Below are 18,683 nucleotides of genomic sequence, written 5' to 3'. Positions count from 1 at the left end.
TCCGCCGTACGACCGACACCTGACGGGGGTGGACATGAGCAAGCAGCCGACCGTGGCCCAGCGTCGCCTGATCACCGCCGCCGACGCGAACACCGGGCTGCTCCGCGGCTCACAGGCGGTGCTGGACGCCCTCTGCGGCCAGGGGCTCGCCATGAAGCACCCGCGCGCCCCCCACCGCTGCTATCTGACCCCGGCAGGACTCGCGCTGCGCACCGAGTTGCTCGCGCCCCCGCCGGAACCACCGCCCGACGCTCCGCCCGAGGTGGCGACCTTCGCCGCGCGCACCGGGCACGAGACGGCGACGACGGACGATCCGCGCCGGGCCCGGGAGGTCGGCGTCGCCTGGGAAGGCCTCCTGGAGCTGCGCCGCGTCACCAACCGGGGGGTCATGGACGTGCCCTGCCCGTGGGAACGCGGCCACCTCGTCCCCGGGGCCGCGCTGGCCCTGGAAGCGGCCGGGTGCCGCCCGGCGGTGGACGGCGGGAAGGCCGAGAACGGCATCGACGGATACCGGGTCGGCCCGGCGCAGCAGCAGCCCGAGGCAGTGCGGGTGAACTGGACCGGCGGCGGCTCCGCCGGGTCCGCCGCCCTCGGGACGGCCGCCTGCGCGACTGCCCTGGAGCGGGCAGGTTGGCAGGTCACCGAGCATCCGGACGGCGCCGGCGGCCGTTTCCTGCTGGCCTCGCCGCGTCGCGCGTGACGGGGGCCTCGCCGCGTACAGCACTATCGCTGTACGCTGGTGCAATGTCGAAGCATGTGACGATCCGCCTTGACGAGGAATTCCTCGAGCGACTCAAGGTCCGCGCCGCTGAGCAGGGCACCACGGTCACCGCTCTGATCACCGAGGCCGCCAGGCGCGAGCTGGACGAGAACCGTGACCGGTTCCTGGCCGCGGCGGCGGACTTCAACAACGAGGAGAACTGGGCGTACGTCCAGGAGAGGTTCGGCCCTAAGTCGTGAAGATCGACCTGACCTGGGCCTGGAACGTCCTCGCCCATCACCTGCCGTCCGACCCCACGGTCTGGGACCCTTCGGGCATCGAGGCTGCCATAGCCCGTCATGCCTCCGATCTTGTCATGGCGCCCGACAGCCCCGGCCACGACACGGCCTGGCGGGCCGCCGCGCTGCTGCACACGCTGACTGTGTGCCCGCCGCTGGAATCGCCGATGAACGAGTTCTACGCGATGGCCATGACCCGTTCGTACTGCGCTGCGGCGGGCTGGAAGACGCTGCCGGACACGGTCGCCCTCGGTGATCTGGTGGACCGGGTCAAGACCCACAGGACCGGGATCCAGCAGGTCGCCGAGGTGCTGCGCCCGTTGAGCTGAGGCTGGGGACGTCAGCCGGTCGCGGCTGGGCCCGGCACCGGGAGCGGGTTCGCCGGGCAGTTGGTGTCGTGGGGCGGGGCGGTTCCGGTCAGCAGATAGTTGGTGACGATGCTGTCCACGCACGTGTTGCCGTTCCGGTACTGGCCGTGGTCACCGGCGCCGGTGACCGTCACCAGACGTGAGCCGCGCAACTGGTGGTGGGCTGCCACCGCTCCCTCGTAGTACGTCGCCGGGTCGTGGACGGAGTTGACCATCAGGACGGTCGGCAGTCCGGTGCCGGTGACCTTGACCGGAGGTGCCGGGGGCGTTGGCCAGGCCGCGCAGACGGCGGCGAAGGCCAGTTCCCTGGCGCCGGCAAGTGGGTAGGCCGCCGCGTCCTTCGCGCTGCGCTTCAGCCAGCCGTCCATGTCCCGGGACCACGGGGTGTCGGTGCAGGTCACCGAGAAGAACTCCGCGACGAAACCCGGGCTGAGGTAGGAGCCGAAGGTGTCCACGACGCGCTGTCTGTCCGCCGGGGTCGCGCTGTCCCAGTGGTCCAGGGCGGTGAGCGCGCCGGCCAGCCCCTCGAACTGAGCGGAGGCGTTGTACATGGCCTGGATCGTGCCGTTGTCGAACTGGTTGGGCCCCAGCGCCAGCGTCCCGACGGTCGGTGGGTGGTCGTGGAGGGCGAGCCGGCGTGCCTCCCAGTGAGCTTTCGCCGCGGCGGCGGTGGTGCCGTAGTGGTAGACGGAGTCGTAGCGGGCGAGCCAGGGCAGGAAGTCCTGCTCGAAGCGGCGCTGGAAGCTCATCGGCTGGCCGCCCATGAACGACTCCCAGGTGCCGTTGAACGCGATGTTGCTGTCCAGCACGACCCGCTCGACGCGCTGGGGGAACTCCGTCGCGTAGTAGGCGCCGATCATCGTCGCGTACGAGGGCCCGTAGTACGAGATCTTCCGTACGCCGAGCAGCGAGCGGAACAGGTCCATGTCGCGGACCGTCTGGTCGGTGGTGATGTAGCGCGCCAGGTCGCCGCTGCGGCTTTGGCAGTCGGCGGCCAACTGGCGTGAGCGGGCGATGACCTGGCCTACGGCCGCGGGGGAGCGGTCGCGGAAGTCGCCGGCGAAGAACGCCTGGAACTCCTGGTCCGTCTGGCATCGCACCCGCGTACTGCGGCCGAGGCCGCGCTGGTCGAAGCCCACCACGTCGTAGACGGCGGCCACCGAGGGCAGGTCCTTCGCGAACCCTTCGGGCCGCCCCAGGCCCGACGCGCCGGGGCCTCCGGCGGCCATCATCAGCACGCCGCGCCGCCGTGCGGGGTCGTCGGCGCGGTGCCGGGACACCTCCACGGTGAGGTCCTGGCCGGCTCCGGGGTGGTGCCAGTCGCGCGGGACGGTCATGGCGGCGCACTCCAGCGTCGAGCCGGGGTCGCAGGGCGCCCAGTCGAGCCGCTGGTCCGCGTAGCGCGCGGGTACCGGTGGTTGCTGCCCTGCGGGCTGCACCGCGGCGGCGGGCAGCACCGCGCCCGCCAAGGCTGCCACCACGGCGCCGGACACTGCGGAGATCCTCCACCGTGACATGCCGAAGCTGAACATCGTTCCTCCTGGAAGGTGTTGCTGTCGCACTCCCGATGTTCCGGCGTACCGGGCCGAAGATCGATCCCGCTGGTGCCACCGCGCCGGTGGTACCAGTGCCACCTCGAGGACGCCCGTCCGCCGACCCGTCCGCTGATCCGTCGGCCGACCCGTCTGCTGATCCGTTCGTCGATCCTTCGGCCGATCAGGGTGCCGGGTGCCGGTCGCGGTGATCAACCGGCTCGGTATCCTGCACCCCGACGCAGGCGAAGAAGTCTCCGCGCCGCGCCCCGAAGGCCGCAGGAAGGGACCGGTGACTCACATGGCGAGCGCGCCGAACGTGTCGAACACCCGTGATGTCTACATCGTCGACGCCGTCCGCACCCCCGTCGGGAAGTACGGGGGCGCGCTGTCCGGCGTCCGCCCCGACGACCTGGCGGCCCATGTCCTGAAGTCCCTGGTGGACCGTTCGCCGGAGCTGGACCCGGCCAGGATCGGGGATGTCTTCTTCGGCAACGCCAACGGCGCGGGCGAGGAGAACCGCGATGTCGCGCGGATGGCCGTCCTGCTCGCGGGGCTGCCGGTCTCGGTGCCGGGCGTGACCGTCAACCGGCTGTGTGCCTCCGGGCTGGAGGCGGTGGTCCAGGCGTACCGGGCGGTCGCCCTCGGGGATGTATCGATCGCTGTCGCGGGCGGCGTCGAGTCGATGAGCCGCGCCCCCTGGGTGCTGCCCAAGCCCGACCGTGCCTTCCCGGCCGGCCATCAGGAGATGTACTCCACGACCATCGGCTGGCGCATGGTCAACCGGCGCCATGAACCCGCGTGGACGATTCCGCTGGGCGAGGGCGCGGAGCTGATCGCCGACAAGCACGGCATCACCCGCGAGCAGCAGGACGCCTTCGCCGTCGCGAGCCATGAGAAGGCGGCTCGGGCCTGGAAGGACGGTCTGTACGATGCCGAGGTCGTCCCCGTCGACGGCACCACGCTCGTACGGGACGAGACGATCCGCGAGAACACCTCCCTGGAATCGCTGGCCAAGCTCAAGACGGTGTTCCGCGAGGGCGGCACCGTCACAGCGGGCAACGCCTCGCCGCTCAACGACGGCGCCGCCGCCCTGCTGATCACCGACGAGGCGGGTCTGGCGGCCACCGGCCGCGAACCGCTGGCCCGCATCCGGGCGAGCGCCGTGTCCGGCATCGAACCGCAGTACTTCGGGCTCGGCCCGGTCGCGGCGGTCGACCGCGCGCTGGCGCGGGCCGGCCGGAGCTTCGGCGATCTGCGCACCTTCGAGCTCAACGAGGCGTTCGCCGCCCAGGCCCTCGGCTGTTTCGCGGAATGGCCCGGTCTCGATCCGGCGGTCGTCAACCCGCGGGGCGGTGCCATCGCCATCGGGCACCCGCTCGGCGCGTCCGGCGCCCGTATCGCGGGCGCCGTCGCCCATCAGCTGAAGGCGGCGGGCGCCGGTACCGGACTCGCAGCGCTGTGCATCGGGGTGGGACAGGGCCTCGCCCTGGTCCTTGAGCGCTGATGCGGACAACGGTCGGGATCATAGGCGGCGGTCCCGCCGGACTGCTCCTGGCGCGGCTGCTCCACCTGGCGGGCGTCGACAGCGTCGTCCTGGAGGCCCGCGACCGCGCGTACGTCGAACAGCGGCAGCGTGCGGGGATCCTGGAACAGGCCACCGTGGACGCGCTGCGCGCGTGCGGGGCCGGGGAGCGGATGGACCGGCAGGGGCTGATTCACGACGGTGTCGAGCTGCGGTTCGACCGCCGGGCGCACCGTATCGACTTTCCGTCCCTCACCGGCGGGCGCCGGGTGATGGTCTACGCCCAGACCGAGGTGGTCAAGGACCTCATAGCCCTGCACCTTGACGGTGGCGGGCCGCTGTTGTTCGAGGCGCCGGCCACGGCTGTCGAGGGCGCGGACACCGACACGCCCGTCGTCCGCTTCACGCACGAGGGCCGCGAGCGGACTCTGGAGTGCGACTACGTGGTGGGCTGCGACGGTTTCCACGGCGTGGCGCGCGAGGCGATTCCCGAGAGCGCGCGGCAGACGTTCGAGCGGGTGTACCCGTATTCGTGGCTGGGGATCCTGGCGGACGTGGCGCCGTCGTGCGACGAGCTGATCTACGCGCACTCACCGCGTGGTTTCGCGCTGCACAGCATGCGTTCGCCCCTGGTGAGCAGGCTGTATCTGCAGGTGCCCAACGGCGAGGATCCCGCCGACTGGCCGGACGGGCGAATCTGGGACGAGCTCGACGCCCGCTTCGCGATCGACGCCGACTGGAAGCTGGAGCGGGGTCCGATCACCGCCAAGTCCGTGCTGCCGATACGCAGTTCGGTCACCGAGCCGATGCGGTACGGGCGGGTGCTGCTGGCCGGCGATGCCGCGCACATCGTGCCCCCGGCCGGTGCGAAGGGCCTGAACCTGGCCGCCGCCGACGTGATCGTCCTGGCGCGGGCGCTGGCGGCGCTGCGGGACACCGGGTCGGCGGAGCTGCTCGACGCCTACTCGCGGACGTGTCTGCGGCGGGTGTGGCGGGCGGAGCACTTCTCGTACTTCTTGACCACCACGCTGCACAACGAGCCGGGGCAGACGCCGTTCACCACGCGGCTGCAGACCGCCCAGCTCGACCGGATCGCCGGCTCCACCGCCGCCGCCACCGACTTCGCGGAGAACTACACCGGCCTGCCGATCGGCTGACACACCTGAAGCGTCCGGCGCGTCCGGCGAACGCGCGCACCGGCACCCCCTCCCCCCGTGAGAGCGGGTGCCGGTGCGCGTTCGCGCCGCAGGGCGGCCGTCGGCCTCGTGCGCTGAGGCCCCCTGCGGTCAGGTGGCGTCCGGCGCCACCCCGGTGAGCAGCGCGAACTGGGCGCCCGCCGGGTCCAGGAGCATGGCCAGCCGGCCCACCCCGGGCGCGTCGTCCGGCGGCATGATGGCGGTGGCGCCGTGGGCGACGGCCGTGGCGAAGGTGGCGTCGCAGTCGGCCGTCCCGAAGTACGGGTGCCAGTTCGCCGTGCTGCCGGGACCGGTGCCGCCCGGCGGCAGCTCCATGAGGCCGCCGTGCTCCGCCTCGGCGTCGGTGCCGGACGGGCGGATGAGGGTGTAGGTCATGCCGGGCATCGGGGCGTCGTTGTAGTCCCAGCCGAGGACCTTGTGGTAGAAGGCCTTCGCGGCGGCCGCGTCGGTGGTGTGCAGCTCGACCCAGCACAGCGCGTTGTCGGCGGTCACCAGGTCCAGGCCCTTGTTGTCACCGGGCTGCCAGACATTGAACGCGGCACCGGCCGGGTCGGCGAAGACGGCCATCCGGCCCATGGTGAAGACATCCATCGGCGGGAACGGCACGGTGCCGCCGGCCTGCTCCACGGCTTTGGCGGTGGCGTCCGCGTCGGGCGACATGAAGTACGGCGTCCAGCGCGGTTCCACGCCCTCGACCATGATCGGGCCGACGCCGGCGACGGTCTTGCCGTCGAGCACGAACATCCCGTACCCGCCCGCGTCGGGACCGGCGGACTGGAAATCCCAGCCGAAGACCGCGTTGTAGAACGCGGCCGACGCCGGAATGTCGCGGCTCGCGAGGTCGAGCCAGTTCGGCGCGCCCGGGACGTAGTTGGTGGAGAGCATGAGGGGTTCCTTCCAGCTGTTCTCGCGGTGCCTGCCCGTCGAGGGGTCCGGGCGCGGCCGTCAGGTAGGTAGACGATGCGGTGCTGCAGAACTCATCGTCCCCGCGCGCCGCATTTCTGGCGACTTGTGGTTCTTGGTAATACATCCGATATCTGATGTCTGTCATGTCCGAATCACCACTGGGTCCTGGATGGTCCAGAAGGTCAAAGATCCAGCCAGTAGTTGGTGCAACGATAATTGTTAGGGTTCTTGACAGATGTTTCAGCGCTGCTAGATTCCGCTTAAAGGTCCAACCTTTGCTACCCGACCAGCCCCCGATGCAGGGGATTCAGGGTGAGGGGATCATGAACGGATTACGTGCTCTGACGGCCGCGCTCGCGGCCTGCGCCGCTCTTGTCGCGCTGAATGGTCCACCGGCGGCACCCGTGCCGACAGCCGCGTCGGCCCAGGCCCCGGCTGCGGCCCCGGGCTTCGCCCCCGGTGTCGCAGCCCCCGATGTCGCCGAACCCGGTGTCGCCGCGGCCGGTACCGACTGGTCGGTGGCGATGACCGACTCGACGATGGCGCGCTTCACTCCCAGCCAGATCGGCGGCTGGTCGTACCCCGTAGGCCTCTACCTCTACGGCCAGTACCTCGTCTACCAACGCACCCACAACCCGAAGGACCTGGCGTACATCAAGAGCTGGGTGGACCGGTTCGTCGACAGCAAGGGCACCATCGGCCAGAGCTTCAACAACCTGGACAGCATGCTCGCCGGCCGGCTGCTGGTGATCATGCACCACGAGACCGGCCAGACGAAGTACAAGACCGCCGCCACCAAGATCCGCAACCGGCTGGCCACGTATCCCAGGACCTCCGACGGCGGGTTCTGGCACGCCGACTCGGACAGCCGCGCCCACCAGCTCTGGGCCGACGGCACGTTCATGGTCAACCCGTTCCTCGTCGAGTACGGGCGGGAGTTCAACGACGCGACCTACGCCGACGACGAGACGACCAAGCAGCTGGTGGTCTACGGAACCCACCTCCAGCAGCCGAGCGGTCTGCTCAAGCACGCCTACGACGAGTCGAAGACCGCGAGCTGGGCGAACCCGTCCACCGGACTGGCCCCGGAGTATTGGTGCCGGGCCGTCGGCTGGTACGGCATGGCGGCCATCGACGTACTCGACAACATTCCGGCGAGCCAGCCCCGGCGGGACCGGCTGCTGACCATCCTGCGCAACCTGGCGGCCGGTATCGAGCGCTACCAGGACCCGGCCACCGGGCGCTGGTTCCAGGTCGCCGACAAGGGCACCCACTCGGACGACTGGACCGAGACGTCCTGCTCCAGCATGTTCACCTTCACCCTGTCCCGCGCGGTGGAGCAGGGCTACATCGACCCGCACTACGCGGCGGTGGCCCAGCGCGGCTACCAGGGCGTGCTGGGCAGGATCTCGCTCGGCGGCGACGGCCGGACCAACCTCTCCGACATCTCCATCGGGACCAATGTCGGCAGCTACGCCTACTACATCGGGCGCACCCGGGCCACGAACGACTTCCACGGCCTCGGCGCCTTCCTGATCATGAACGAGCAGCTCCGGAGGACCACCACCGGCAGCAGCTCACCGACGGCCGGGGAGTGACGTGATGAAGAGAATTGCTGTTCTGGTCGGCGTCGCCCTGTTCGTCTTCCTCGGGCTGTCACAGGCGCCCGCCATGGGAAGCACGGCCGGCTCCGCACGCGGCGCCGCACCCGGCGCGGCGGCCCCGGCGGCCGCCGAGTTCAACGTCCGGGACTACGGCGCGACGGGCAACGGCTCGACGAACGACACGGCCGCCGTCAACAAGGCGATCACCGCCGCCAATGCCGCCGGCGGCGGCACCGTCCGCTTCCCTTCCGGCAGCTACAAGTCCGCCAACTCCATCCATCTCAAGAGCAATGTGACCATCCAGCTGGACTCGGGTTCCACACTCACCGGTTCCGGCGCGGACACCTACGACGCTGCGGAGTCCAACGCGTACGACGCGTACCAGGACTACGGGCACAGCCACTTCCACGACGCCATGATCTGGGGCGACCGGCTCACCAACATCGGTTTCACCGGATCCGGGACGATCGACGGCGGCTCCAACCTCATCACCGGAAATCCGAAGGCGGGCGAGGCGGACAAGATCATCTCGCTGACGCGCTGCAACGGCCTGACGCTCAGCGGGATCACCCTGCGGCGCGGCGGCCACTTCGCCGCGCTCATCAACGGCTGTTCCAACGTGACCTCGGACCATCTGACGATCGACACGGCGAGCGACCGTGACGGCTGGAACATCATCAGCACCACCAACGCCGTGATCACCCATGCCCACATCGCCGCCAACGACGACGCGCTCGTCTTCAAGAGCGACTACGCGCTCGGCGCGAAACTCCCGAACGGCCATGTCGTCGTCCATGACTCACAACTCTCGGCGCGCTGCTGCAACGCGCTGATGTTCGGCTCCGAGACCTGCGGGGACTTCACCGACTACCAGTTCCAGACGATCGCGATCACCGGCGCCGACAAGTCGGGCCTCGGCATGGTCTCCATGGACGGCGCCAACATCTCCGACGTCCACTATCGCGACATCACCATGACTGGCGTGCGCTCGCCCATCATGCAGAAGATCGGCACGAGAAAACGCTGCGGCAACAGCCCTGGCGTCGGTCACATCAGTGACATCACCTACGACAACATCACCGCGACCGGCGCGTCACCCGCCTTCAGCCCCACGCTGTGGGGCGAGTCCGGCGGCAACCACATCGACGGTGTGACGTTCACCAACGTCAACATCACCGTCCCGGGCGGCAGTGGCACCACGGCCGTGACCGTCCCGTCCAACAACCCCACCGATTACAACCCGAACAGCATCGGCACCCGCCCCGCCTACGGCTGGTACCTGCACAACGCCAACAACATCACCTTCACCGACAGCTCGGTGCGCTTCGCCGCCAACGACGGCCGGCCGGCCGTCCTGGCCAACACCGGCAGCACGGTGAGATTCGACCACTTCACCGCCCAGCGCGGTACCAACAGCCCGTACGACCTGGGTTTCCAGACCGTCGCCGGCTACTGCGTCGCCAACAGCGCCAACACCACCGGCGGGGCGCTGCGCGTCAACTCCACCGGCTCGACCCCGGGCTGCGCGCCGCCCTCGGCCGCACGGTACGAGGCGGAGGACGGCTCGTACTCGGCGGGCGGCACGGTCGACACCGACCACACCGGCTACAGCGGGACCGGCTTCGTGAACTCCGCGAACGCCGTCGGCGCCTACGTCCAGTGGACGGTGAACGCCGCGCAGGCGGGCACCGCGAAGGTCACCGTCGGCTACGCCAACGGCACCACGGCCGACCGCCCGATGGACATCACCGTCAACGGCGCCGCGGTCCCGGCCGGGACCGCCTTCGGCGGCACCGGCGGCTGGGACACCTGGCGCACCGCCGTCATCTCCGTCCCGCTCCAAGCGGGAGCCAACACCATCCGCGCCACCGCGACGACCGCGGCGGGCTGCCCCAACCTCGACTACCTGGACGGTCCCGCATGAACGCAACGGTCAGGAGGACGGACAGAAGCCCGGACAGAAGCACGGACCGACGGACGGCCGTGCGGCTGCTGGCCGTGGTCGCGCTGATCCTCGGCGCCCTGCTGCTGCCCGGTACCGCGGCGCGGGCCGATCTGCAGAACCCGCGGCAGGATTTCCTGCGCGGCTCGACCAGCGGGTTGTTCCTGCACTGGGGCGAGCGCACGGCGCCCGCGCACACCGACTGCGCCCAGTGGGAATCCGACGTCACCAAGGGCGGCTGGACCCCGGAGTACTGGGTCAACGAGGCCCAGAAGCTGCATGCGCAGTACCTGGTCCTCGCCACGTTCCACAGCCGGCTCGGCTACGCCCGGCCCTGGCCGTCGGCGATCCCCGGCAGCTGCAGCACCCACCGCGACTTCCTCGGCGAGCTGATCACCGCCGCGAACGCGAAGGGCCTGCGGGTCATCCTCTACATGACCGACGACCCGCAGTGGCATGCGGAGGGCGGCCACGAGTGGCTCAACTCGGGCGCGTACTCGTCGTACAAGGGCAAGACCGTCGACCTCACCACCCGCGACGGCTTCGGGGAGTTCTCCTACGACAACTTCTTCGAGGTCATGAACCGCTATCCCACGTTGGGCGGGTTCTGGATCGACAACGACAACGCGTACTGGGAGAGCCACAACCTCTACGCGCAGATCTACCAGAAGCGCCCCAACTACACGATCAGCAACAACAACGAAGACACGCCCATCATGGACATGATCAGCAATGAGCAGAAGACCGGCATGTCCCCGGCGTACGACTACCCGCAGGCGCTCTACACCGCCGCCCCCCGGCTGACCGAAGCCGACTTCAAACTGCCCTCCACCGGGGCCTGGTGGTACGACGGCTCCAACCCCGCCGTCGACCGTGCCCTCACCCTTGGCCGGCTGGTCACCAACGCCGGATCGTCCGTGAAGGCGCTGATGGCCGAGACCGCCCAGGTCAACGGCAAGTTCCCATCGAATCAGGAGGCCTTCAACACCTTCGCCGACAGCTATCTGAAGCCGATCTGGGAATCGCTGCACGGCACCGAGGGCGGCGGCTACATGTACGGCGGTCTGCAGCCCGGGGCCTGGAACGACGGCGCCCGCGGTGTCACCACCGTCAGCACGTCCGACCCCGAACGGCAGTACATCCACGTCGTCACCCCGCCGTCGACGAGCACCCTGCGCCTGCGCGACAACGGGTACCGGATCTCCGCCGTCAGCAATCTGCGCACCGGCGCGCCCATCGCCTTCAGCCAGTCCGGCGGCAGCCTCACCCTGAACGGCCTCGGCGGCTGGGACCCGTACGACACGGTCTTCAAGGTGACCACCAACGGTCGTACCGGGATCCTTCCGGCCTCCTCGTACACGATGAGCGCCGGCGCCTCGGCGAGCGGTCACGGCGCCGCTTCGGCGGCCGACGGCAGCTATCTGACGTACTGGGACAGCAACCAGACGCTGCCCGTCCGGCTCGACTTCGACCTCGGATCGTCGAAGCCGGTGCGGTACGTCGGCATCAACCAGCGGGAGGACTCGGTCAGTTACGCCCGCTCCGGGACCGAGCAGTCGGCGCGCATCAAGGGCTACAACGTGTACGTCAGCAGCGACGGCACGACGTGGGGGAGTCCGGTGAAGTCCGGCACCCTGCCCAGTGCGCGGGGGGTCGCGACCATCGACATCCCGGCCGTCACCACCCGCCATGTCCGTCTCGAAGTGACCAGCACCTACGCCGCCTCGACCGACACCGCGCGCTACAAGCGGCTGCGGATCGACGAGACCTGGATCGGCTCCGCGTACGCGACCGGGAGCACGAGTCCGCCCCCAGCCCGCTACGAGGCGGAGGCCGCGGCCTTCTCCGCGGGCAGCACCGTCGACTCCGACCACACCGGGTACACGGGGTCCGGTTTCGTCAACACCGGTAACGCGTCCGGCGCCTACGTGGAATGGACGGTCGACGCGGCGACCGCCGGGACCGTGCCGCTGGCCGTCCGCTACGCCAACGGCACCACGGTCAACCGTCCGATGGACATCGCGGTGAACGGCACGACCGTGGTCACCGCGCGGGCCTTCAACGGCACCGGCGACTGGAACACCTGGGCGGACTCCACGCTGACGGCGGCGCTTCACGCGGGGGCCAACACGGTCCGGGTGACCGCGACCACCGCGACCGGTGCGCCCAATCTCGACCATCTGGACGTGGGGTAGGGGGAGTGTCCCGGGAGGGCTCGTGGGCCACGATCGGCGAACGGTTCTCCCGGGACCTCTTGACAGAAGGTCCGTGCGGCGCTCCTATGCATGCTTAGTTAGGAAACTTTCCTAACATGTCCGCGTCATCCGTTCCGCTGTCCTGAGGGAAGGTCCCCACGTGCGCATTCCCATCCCCCGAAGACTCCTCGGTCTGACCCTGACCGCCTCGCTCGGCCTGCTGCTTCCGCTGGCCACCGAGGTACCGCAGGCCCAGGCGGCCCCCACCCGCTACGAGGCCGAGAACGCGACGCTGTCGCAGTCCGCCGTCGCCACCAACCACACCGGCTTCTCCGGTACCGGCTTCGTCGACTACACCAACATCGCCGGCTCCTCCGTGGAGTTCACCGTGACCGCCGCGGTCGCGGGCAGCAGCACCCTCGTCCTCGGATTCGCCAACGGCACCACCGTCAACCGTCCCATGGACATCGCGGTGAACGGCACGACCGTGGCGTCCGGAGTCTCCTTCGCGGGCACCGGCTCGTGGGACACCTGGCAGACCAAGACGCTCACCGCCACGCTGGCGGCGGGCACCAACAAGATCCGCGCCACCGCGACCACCGCCAACGGCGGACCCAACCTCGACTACCTCGACGCCAACTCCCAGGGCGGAGGCGGCGGTGGCCCCACCGTGCCGTTCGGCAGCCACCAGTTCCCGTACACCGCAGGGACGCTCAAGCCCTCCGGCGCGCAGAGCACCATCGACCAGGCCGTCGTCACCACCTACAACCAGTGGAAGGCCGCCTTCGTCAAGCACAACTGCGGCAACGGCTGGTACGAGGTCATCTCGCCCGACGCCGACCACCCGTACGTCGCCGAGGGCCAGGGGTACGGCATGGTCGTCACCGCGCTGATGGCGGGCGCCGACACCAATGCCAGGACCGTCTTCGACGGCATGGTGAAGTTCATGCTCGCGCACCCGTCGGTGAACAACGCCAACCTGCTCGCCGCCGAACAGGACAGCTCCTGCAAGAGCGTCGACGGCTCGGACTCCGCGACCGACGGCGACCTCGACGTCGCGTACGGCCTGCTGCTCGCCGATCGGCAGTGGGGGAGCACCGGCACCTACAACTACAAGAACCTCGCGGTCCAGCACATCAACGCCATCAAGGCCAGTGAGGTCAACTCCACCACCCACCTGATGCTGCTCGGCGACTGGAGCGGCTCCGGTGAGTCCCACCACTGGATCACCCGGTCCTCGGACTGGCTGATCGATCACTTCCGCGCCTTCAAGGCGGCGACCGGCGACAGCGCCTGGGACACCATCCGCACCGCCCACCAGAACCTGATCACCCAGCAGCAGGCGAGCTACGCGCCCAACACCGGCCTGCTCGCCGACTTCGTGGTCAACACCAACACCACTCCCAAGCCCGCCGCGGGAGAGGTGCTCGAAAGCCCCAACGACGGGGACTTCGGATGGAACGCCTGCCGCGACCCCTGGCGGCTGGGCACCGACGCGGTCACCAGCGGCGACCCGGCGTCCCTCGCCTCGGCCCGCAAGCTCAACACCTGGATCAAGACCAAGACCGGTGGCAACCCCGCCAGTATCGTGACCGGCTACCACCTCAGCGGATCGACGTTCGACAGCGGCCACGACATGGCCTTCACCGCACCGTTCGCCGTCGCCGCCCTGACCGACCCCGGCTCCCAGGCCTGGCTCGACGCACTGTGGAACAAGCTGGCCGGCACGCCCATCGACGCCTCGCTCTACTACGGCGGCAGCGTGCAACTGCAGTCGATGATCGTCGTCTCCGGCAACTACTGGATTCCCTGACCGCAGCGGTGGGGCACCTCCCAGCGCTAGTTGGGAGGTGCCCCACCGCTGGGGCCGCGGCGGTTACGGCGTGGCCCGCCCGTAGAGCACCAGGGCCCACACCAGGCAGCCGAGCGCGCCCGTGGCGGCGAGTGCGCGCAGGAGGTTCCAGCGGACCCACCGCGCCTCGAACCGCTCGCGGACCGCGGCGAGGGCGGAGGCGCCGGCCGACCCGGGGTCACCGGCCGCTGCGAGCTCGTCGTTGAGCGGGATGTTGACGGCGAACGTGAAGACCAGCGTCAGCACGTACAGGCCGGCCGCGGTGCCGATCCAGGGCAGCGGCCCGTCCGGAGCGTCCCCCGGCAGGTGCAGCGCCCCGGCCAGGACGGTGAGCACCAGCGCCCCGCCGAAGCCGAGGGCGAACCAACCGTTGAGGATCTTCACGTTGATCCACTGCATGGTGCCGACGAACGTCCGGTCGTCGGTCTTGCGCAGACCGGGCATCACGGCGCAGGCGAAGGCGTAGTACAGGCCCGCCATCAGCGCCGTGGTGATCGTGGCGCCCACCAGTACGACGGTGCGGAACTCGTCCATCCTCGAAACCTCCCTCGCCGGACCACCGTGCGGTGGAGCGGTCATGGGGACAGTCAAGCCCGAACAGCCGGATCAGGCCATGATTGAGAGCCTCAACTCCATACGCGTGCGTCCACACCGGCGTCTAGGCTGAGAGACATGGACGCACTCGCCGGTCTCCTGGACGGGCCTCGGGCCCGCGGCGCATTCCTGATGCGGTCGATCCTGGACCCGCCGTGGTCCCTTCGGATCGAGGACCGCGCTCCGCTCACGCTGATCTCCCTGGTGCGCGGCGAGGCGTGGGTGATCCCCGAGAACGGTGCCGCGGTGTGTCTGCGCGCCGGCGATGTCGCCGTCGTCCGCGGTCCCGACCCGTACATCGTCGCCGACGCCCCGGACACGCCGCCACAGATCGTGATCCACCCCGGGCAGCGCTCCACCACCCCGGACGGCGAAGAGCTGTGCGAGGTCATGGACTTGGGAGTGCGCACCTGGGGGGACAGTCCGGACGGCGCGACGATGCTGTTCACCGGCACCTATTCGATGGACGGCGAGATCAGCCGGCGGCTGCTGGAAGCCCTGCCCACGCTGCTGGTGCTGCCCGCCGACTCGTGGGACTGCCCGCTCGTCGCCCTGCTGAGCGAGGAGATCATCAGGGACGAGCCGGGCCAGGAGGTCTTCCTCGACCGGCTGCTGGACCTGCTGCTGATCGCCGTCGTCAGGACGTGGTTCTCCCGGCCGGAGGCCGAAGCGCCCACCTGGTACCTGGCGTTGGCCGATCTGGTGGTGGGCCAGGCGCTGCGGCTGCTGCACGACCATCCGGCGCACCCATGGTCGGTGGCCACGCTGGCGGCGAAGGTCGGGGTGTCGCGCGCCGCGCTGGCCCGGCGCTTCACCGAACTCGTCGGCGAGCCGCCGATGGCGTACCTCACCGGCTGGCGGCTGGCCCTCGCCGCCGATCTGCTGCGGGAGCCCGATGCCACGGTCGCCTCGGTGGCCGGAAAGGTGGGCTACGGAAGCGCATTCGCGCTGAGTACCGCCTTCAAACGGGTCCGGGGGATCCGGCCCCAGGAGCACCGGGCAGGCGTGTGACGGTTCAGGGTTCCCTCCGTTGTTCTACGGGACCGGGCGAGTCCTTCGTAGGGTTGGCCCACCCAGGGGCGTCGGGTGCGGCTTTCAAGCCCGGACGCCGGGCACGGCGGTGTATGTCACGACGAAGCACGTGAAGCCCCTGGAAGTGGCCTCTCATCAAGGCCCACTTCAGCCAGGGGCTTCACGTGCTCGACTTCACGTGCTCGACGGCGGGGCTCGAACATCGGGGCTACCGATGTCAGACCCCCGCGCTACTCCGCATGGTCACGCCGGTTACGGGGAAGGGTTCACTGCCCGGGCGCCAGCACCGGGCTGTTGTGATAAGCGGCGATCAGCCACCGGCCGTCCCGCTTCTCGAAAACCCAGGTCGCGTTCACCTTGCCCGCGTCCGGAACCTCGCTCTGGCCGGCGAACAGGATCCCGGATTCGCTGACGACGATCGCGGCGTCCCTGCCGACGAAGCGGAGGCTGAGCTGCTGGTTCTGGGTCGAGCTGCCCTTGAGCGGCCCCTCGAAGGCCAGGGCCATGTTCTCGCGGATCACGTCACGGCTGTCGCGGAGCGAGCCGGTCATGATGGCGGTGGCGTCAACGGTGTAGTTGGCGACCATGCCGTCGGCGTCGCCCGCCTCCCACGCCCTGTAGGAGGCAACCAGTACGGCCTGGATGGCGGCCATGTCGTCCGCACGACTGTCTGACATGGGAATCTCCCTTGTGATCGGCTCGCCGGGGGTGTTCCGGCGAACTCGTCACTACATACCGGCGGCGGGGTCGTAACTCATCGCGCCTGCGGTAAGAACTGTCGGGACGTGCTCGACGGCGCGGTCCCGGCCCGCCCGCAGCCGGGTTCATCGCGCGGCGGTGAAGTCGCGCAGCACCTGCGGCAGGGCCTTGAGAACCGTCGACGAGTGGTCGACATTCCCCATGTCGCTGAGCTGCTGGTCGGCCCCGTTGGCTGCCAGCTGACGCCGGCAGTGCACGGAGTTCGCGAAGGCCACGTCCTTGTCGCCCTTGGCGTGGAAGAGGTGCACCGGGACGTCGGGATGCCAGTCGCAGGTGGTGTCCAGCGCCTTCAGCTTCTCCCGCAGTTCCCCCGTGGGCTTGCGTATCCGCTGCAGGAAGGCTTCGGTGAACAGTTCCTTCGATGTCGCCGGGAGCGCGGCCGCGATCTGCGACGCCTGGTGGTTGCCGTCGAACAGCGACTCCACCGTCTTGTCGTAGGGGGCACGGAATGCCTGGTCCGGTGTGTCGTACAGGCCGTACATCCGGTGCCACGCGGTCACGAAGTAGGCGAGATAGAGCGATGACCGGGCAACCTTGTCGTCAGCCGCGGCAGCCTCGAAACCGCTCAGGTCGAACGGTCCGGCGATCGGGTCGAGGGCGCCGAGGCGGAAGTACGGGTCGCCACCCTGCTGCAGGGCCCGCCCGACCATCATGGTGGCCGGGCCGCCCTGCGAGAACCCGCTGACGAGGACGCGCCGGTCGAGCCCGCGGCCGTCCTGGCGGGCGAACGTGCGAGCCGCCCGCAGCGCGTCCACCGAAGCGCTGACAGTCGCCTCCGGGCTGCCGTACGGGTGGAACCCCGGCCCCATTCCCAGACCGAGGTAGTCCGGGGCGGACACCGCGCGGCCGGTCGAGGCGAACGACAGAGCCGTGGCCCGGTCGGTCGACTCGTTGTTCACCGAGGCGACCTCTCCTCGGTAGACCTCCGTGCCGTGCAGCCAGGACACGACCTGAAGGTCGCGGTCATCGTTCTTCGGCAGCGCGACCAGTTCGCTGGCCGTGGTGGGTCTGCCCTGGGTGTCGATGGTGCGGTACACGATCCTGTGCGCTCGCACGCCGTAGCGCACCTGGGCCGTGTCGATACCCGCCGTCTTCAGCCGGGCCGTGACCTCCTTGGCGCCCAGGTCCTCCACCGGGGTCGCGGAGACCACCGAACCGCGTGCCGCTGGCTCCTGGTGCGCGGGCAGGGCGGCGGTCGAGGAAGCGCGCTGATGGTCTGCGCACCCGGTCGCCGCCAGTACGGTGACGGCGCACACCAGGGCGAGCGCAACGGGCTTGGCCGATCTTCCTTGGATCCGGAAAATGTTCATGTCTGGACTCTGCCGTCCCAGGAAACCCACCGCATTGGCACAAGCACCCGGCCCGGCAGGGGGTTTCCCTCACCCGGGCGACCAACTCCGTTGCCACGGGCGCGGGCACGGGCCCGTGGGCTGCGCTGCGCGAAAGCCCGAACACCGTCCCGCCTGCGGAGAAGGGGGAATACTGTGTCGAGCGATTGCCTGGAGCGACCCTTGCCGTGCTCAAGACGGTGAGATCCATGAGGAAGCGGCGAGAGGAATCGGCACGATGTCGGAACGGCGCGACGCGGTGGACGCGGCGCAGGTGCGGCTCGAGACCTGGGCGGAGAAGGACCTGGAGCTGCTGCGGCTGACGAACTCCCCGGAGATGATGGAGCACCTGGGCGGCCCTGAGTCCGAGGAGCAGCTCCTCGTCCGCCATCGGCGCTACCTCGACATCGAAGGCGCTGGAACGGGACGGATGTTCAGCGTCGTCCTGCTTCCGGAGGGCGAGGCGGTCGGCACCATCGGGTACTGGGACCGGGTCTGGCAGGGCGAGACCGTGTACGAGACCGGCTGGGGTGTCCTGCCGCAGTACCAGGGCCGAGGGATCGCGGTGGCGGCCGCCACCGCTGTCGTCGCCGACGCCGCGGCCCGGCACACGCACACCTCGCTGCACGCGTACCCGTCCGTCGACCACCCCGCGTCGAACGCGATCTGCCGCAAGGCCGGTTTCACCCTTGTCTCGGTGTGCGACTTCGAGTACCCGCCGGGGAACCCGATCCGGTGCAACGACTGGCGTGTGGACCTGACCGCCGTCGACCGGTAGGGGCCCTCCCGCCGCAGCGCGGCCGGTGTCCGGGCGGGCGCCACGGCTCTGGCGAAATGTCAGCATTTGGCAC

Annotated in this window: 16 protein-coding genes; 11 read left to right on the top strand and 5 right to left on the bottom strand. The window is 69.7% G+C overall.

Translation table 11 applies throughout. The features are described 5' to 3' along the window. The first annotated feature begins 34 nt into the window (after positions 1 to 34). The 3 genes from AC07DC_RS02405 to AC07DC_RS02395 are packed head-to-tail and all read left to right on the top strand — an operon-like array spanning position 35 to position 1,328. A complete protein-coding gene (locus AC07DC_RS02405; RefSeq protein WP_478911069.1) occupies positions 35 to 700 on the top strand; it encodes a hypothetical protein in 666 nt (221 codons plus the stop codon). Between the two features lie 44 nt (positions 701 to 744). Continuing rightward, positions 745 to 960, top strand: a complete 216-nt coding sequence (locus tag AC07DC_RS02400) for a ribbon-helix-helix protein, CopG family (protein ID WP_138355234.1) — start codon at positions 745 to 747, stop codon at positions 958 to 960. Further along, on the top strand, positions 957 to 1,328 hold the full coding sequence (locus tag AC07DC_RS02395) for a hypothetical protein (protein WP_138355235.1): 372 nt from the start codon (positions 957 to 959) through the stop codon (positions 1,326 to 1,328). Before AC07DC_RS02400 ends, AC07DC_RS02395 begins: the two co-directional genes overlap by 4 nt. An 11-nt stretch (positions 1,329 to 1,339) precedes the next feature. Here AC07DC_RS02395 and AC07DC_RS02390 read toward each other — a convergent pair whose 3' ends face one another. After that, a complete protein-coding gene (locus tag AC07DC_RS02390; protein ID WP_478911066.1) occupies positions 1,340 to 2,860 on the bottom strand; it encodes an alpha/beta hydrolase in 1,521 nt (506 codons plus the stop codon). Positions 2,861 to 3,200: 340 nt separating this feature from the next. Between AC07DC_RS02390 and AC07DC_RS02385 the strand changes: the two genes are divergently transcribed. Beyond that, positions 3,201 to 4,406, top strand: coding sequence for a thiolase family protein (locus AC07DC_RS02385; RefSeq protein WP_478912575.1), 1,206 nt, complete (start codon positions 3,201 to 3,203; stop codon positions 4,404 to 4,406). Beyond that, on the top strand, positions 4,406 to 5,581 hold the full coding sequence (locus tag AC07DC_RS02380; protein ID WP_478911064.1) for a 4-hydroxybenzoate 3-monooxygenase: 1,176 nt from the start codon (positions 4,406 to 4,408) through the stop codon (positions 5,579 to 5,581). The genes AC07DC_RS02385 and AC07DC_RS02380 overlap by 1 nt, the downstream gene beginning before the upstream one ends. Before the next feature lie 129 nt (positions 5,582 to 5,710). Here the strand turns inward: AC07DC_RS02380 and AC07DC_RS02375 are convergent, their stop codons facing one another. Beyond that, positions 5,711 to 6,505, bottom strand: a complete 795-nt coding sequence (locus tag AC07DC_RS02375; protein WP_478911062.1) for a VOC family protein — start codon at positions 6,503 to 6,505, stop codon at positions 5,711 to 5,713. A 344-nt stretch (positions 6,506 to 6,849) separates the two neighbouring features. On the opposite strand from AC07DC_RS02375, the gene AC07DC_RS02370 reads away from it, so the two are divergent. The 4 genes from AC07DC_RS02370 (at position 6,850) to AC07DC_RS02355 (ending at position 14,080) form a co-directional block, all read left to right on the top strand. Beyond that, positions 6,850 to 8,124: a glycoside hydrolase family 88/105 protein gene (locus tag AC07DC_RS02370; protein ID WP_478911061.1), complete on the top strand. Its 1,275-nt coding sequence runs from the start codon at positions 6,850 to 6,852 to the stop codon at positions 8,122 to 8,124. A 4-nt stretch (positions 8,125 to 8,128) separates the two neighbouring features. Continuing rightward, entirely contained in the window at positions 8,129 to 10,054 is a 1,926-nt protein-coding gene (locus AC07DC_RS02365) for a glycosyl hydrolase family 28 protein (RefSeq protein ID WP_478911059.1), read from the top strand. Positions 10,055 to 10,113: 59 nt separating this feature from the next. Next, positions 10,114 to 12,267 (top strand): discoidin domain-containing protein, encoded by a 2,154-nt coding sequence (locus AC07DC_RS02360; protein WP_478911058.1) that lies wholly within the window; start codon positions 10,114 to 10,116, stop codon positions 12,265 to 12,267. Positions 12,268 to 12,427: 160 nt separating this feature from the next. After that, on the top strand, positions 12,428 to 14,080 hold the full coding sequence (locus tag AC07DC_RS02355) for a glycosyl hydrolase family 8 (protein ID WP_478911056.1): 1,653 nt from the start codon (positions 12,428 to 12,430) through the stop codon (positions 14,078 to 14,080). 63 nt (positions 14,081 to 14,143) lie between these two features. Here the strand turns inward: AC07DC_RS02355 and AC07DC_RS02350 are convergent, their stop codons facing one another. Continuing rightward, positions 14,144 to 14,653 carry an anthrone oxygenase family protein gene (locus AC07DC_RS02350; RefSeq protein WP_478911054.1) on the bottom strand — a complete coding sequence of 170 codons (510 nt, stop codon included), beginning with the start codon at positions 14,651 to 14,653 and terminating at the stop codon, positions 14,144 to 14,146. Between the two features lie 138 nt (positions 14,654 to 14,791). Here AC07DC_RS02350 and AC07DC_RS02345 point away from each other — a divergent pair, with 138 nt between their 5' ends. Continuing rightward, positions 14,792 to 15,724 carry an AraC family transcriptional regulator gene (locus tag AC07DC_RS02345; RefSeq protein WP_478911052.1) on the top strand — a complete coding sequence of 311 codons (933 nt, stop codon included), beginning with the start codon at positions 14,792 to 14,794 and terminating at the stop codon, positions 15,722 to 15,724. Positions 15,725 to 16,011: 287 nt separating this feature from the next. On the opposite strand, the gene AC07DC_RS02340 is transcribed toward AC07DC_RS02345, so the two are convergent. Together AC07DC_RS02340 and AC07DC_RS02335 are read right to left on the bottom strand one after the other, a co-directional pair. Then, a complete protein-coding gene (locus AC07DC_RS02340) occupies positions 16,012 to 16,422 on the bottom strand; it encodes an SgcJ/EcaC family oxidoreductase (protein ID WP_478911050.1) in 411 nt (136 codons plus the stop codon). 147 nt (positions 16,423 to 16,569) lie between these two features. Beyond that, the gene (locus AC07DC_RS02335; RefSeq protein WP_478911048.1) at positions 16,570 to 17,814 is read right to left on the bottom strand and encodes an SGNH/GDSL hydrolase family protein; all 1,245 of its coding nucleotides are present in this window, start codon (positions 17,812 to 17,814) and stop codon (positions 16,570 to 16,572) included. Positions 17,815 to 18,070: 256 nt separating this feature from the next. On the opposite strand from AC07DC_RS02335, the gene AC07DC_RS02330 reads away from it, so the two are divergent. Further along, the gene (locus tag AC07DC_RS02330) at positions 18,071 to 18,610 is read left to right on the top strand and encodes a GNAT family N-acetyltransferase (RefSeq protein WP_478911046.1); all 540 of its coding nucleotides are present in this window, start codon (positions 18,071 to 18,073) and stop codon (positions 18,608 to 18,610) included. The last annotated feature ends 73 nt before the right edge of the window (positions 18,611 to 18,683 follow it).

The sequence above is a fragment of the Streptomyces sp. NPDC045021 genome, assembly GCF_056432645.1.
This window is presented reverse-complemented; position numbering and strand designations above follow the sequence as displayed.

Excerpts from the sequence above, each read along its gene's own strand:
- AC07DC_RS02385 (WP_478912575.1), top strand. The coding sequence starts at position 3,201 with ATGGCGAGCGCGCCGAACGTGTCGAACACCCGTGATGTCTACATCGTC.
- AC07DC_RS02330 (WP_478911046.1), top strand. The coding sequence starts at position 18,071 with ATGTCGGAACGGCGCGACGCGGTGGACGCGGCGCAGGTGCGGCTCGAG.
- AC07DC_RS02370 (WP_478911061.1), top strand. The coding sequence starts at position 6,850 with ATGAACGGATTACGTGCTCTGACGGCCGCGCTCGCGGCCTGCGCCGCT.
- AC07DC_RS02335 (WP_478911048.1), bottom strand. The coding sequence starts at position 17,814 with ATGAACATTTTCCGGATCCAAGGAAGATCGGCCAAGCCCGTTGCGCTC.
- AC07DC_RS02365 (WP_478911059.1), top strand. The coding sequence starts at position 8,129 with ATGAAGAGAATTGCTGTTCTGGTCGGCGTCGCCCTGTTCGTCTTCCTC.
- AC07DC_RS02340 (WP_478911050.1), bottom strand. The coding sequence starts at position 16,422 with ATGTCAGACAGTCGTGCGGACGACATGGCCGCCATCCAGGCCGTACTG.
- AC07DC_RS02400 (WP_138355234.1), top strand. The coding sequence starts at position 745 with ATGTCGAAGCATGTGACGATCCGCCTTGACGAGGAATTCCTCGAGCGA.
- AC07DC_RS02350 (WP_478911054.1), bottom strand. The coding sequence starts at position 14,653 with ATGGACGAGTTCCGCACCGTCGTACTGGTGGGCGCCACGATCACCACG.
- AC07DC_RS02405 (WP_478911069.1), top strand. The coding sequence starts at position 35 with ATGAGCAAGCAGCCGACCGTGGCCCAGCGTCGCCTGATCACCGCCGCC.
- AC07DC_RS02345 (WP_478911052.1), top strand. The coding sequence starts at position 14,792 with ATGGACGCACTCGCCGGTCTCCTGGACGGGCCTCGGGCCCGCGGCGCA.
- AC07DC_RS02375 (WP_478911062.1), bottom strand. The coding sequence starts at position 6,505 with ATGCTCTCCACCAACTACGTCCCGGGCGCGCCGAACTGGCTCGACCTC.
- AC07DC_RS02380 (WP_478911064.1), top strand. The coding sequence starts at position 4,406 with ATGCGGACAACGGTCGGGATCATAGGCGGCGGTCCCGCCGGACTGCTC.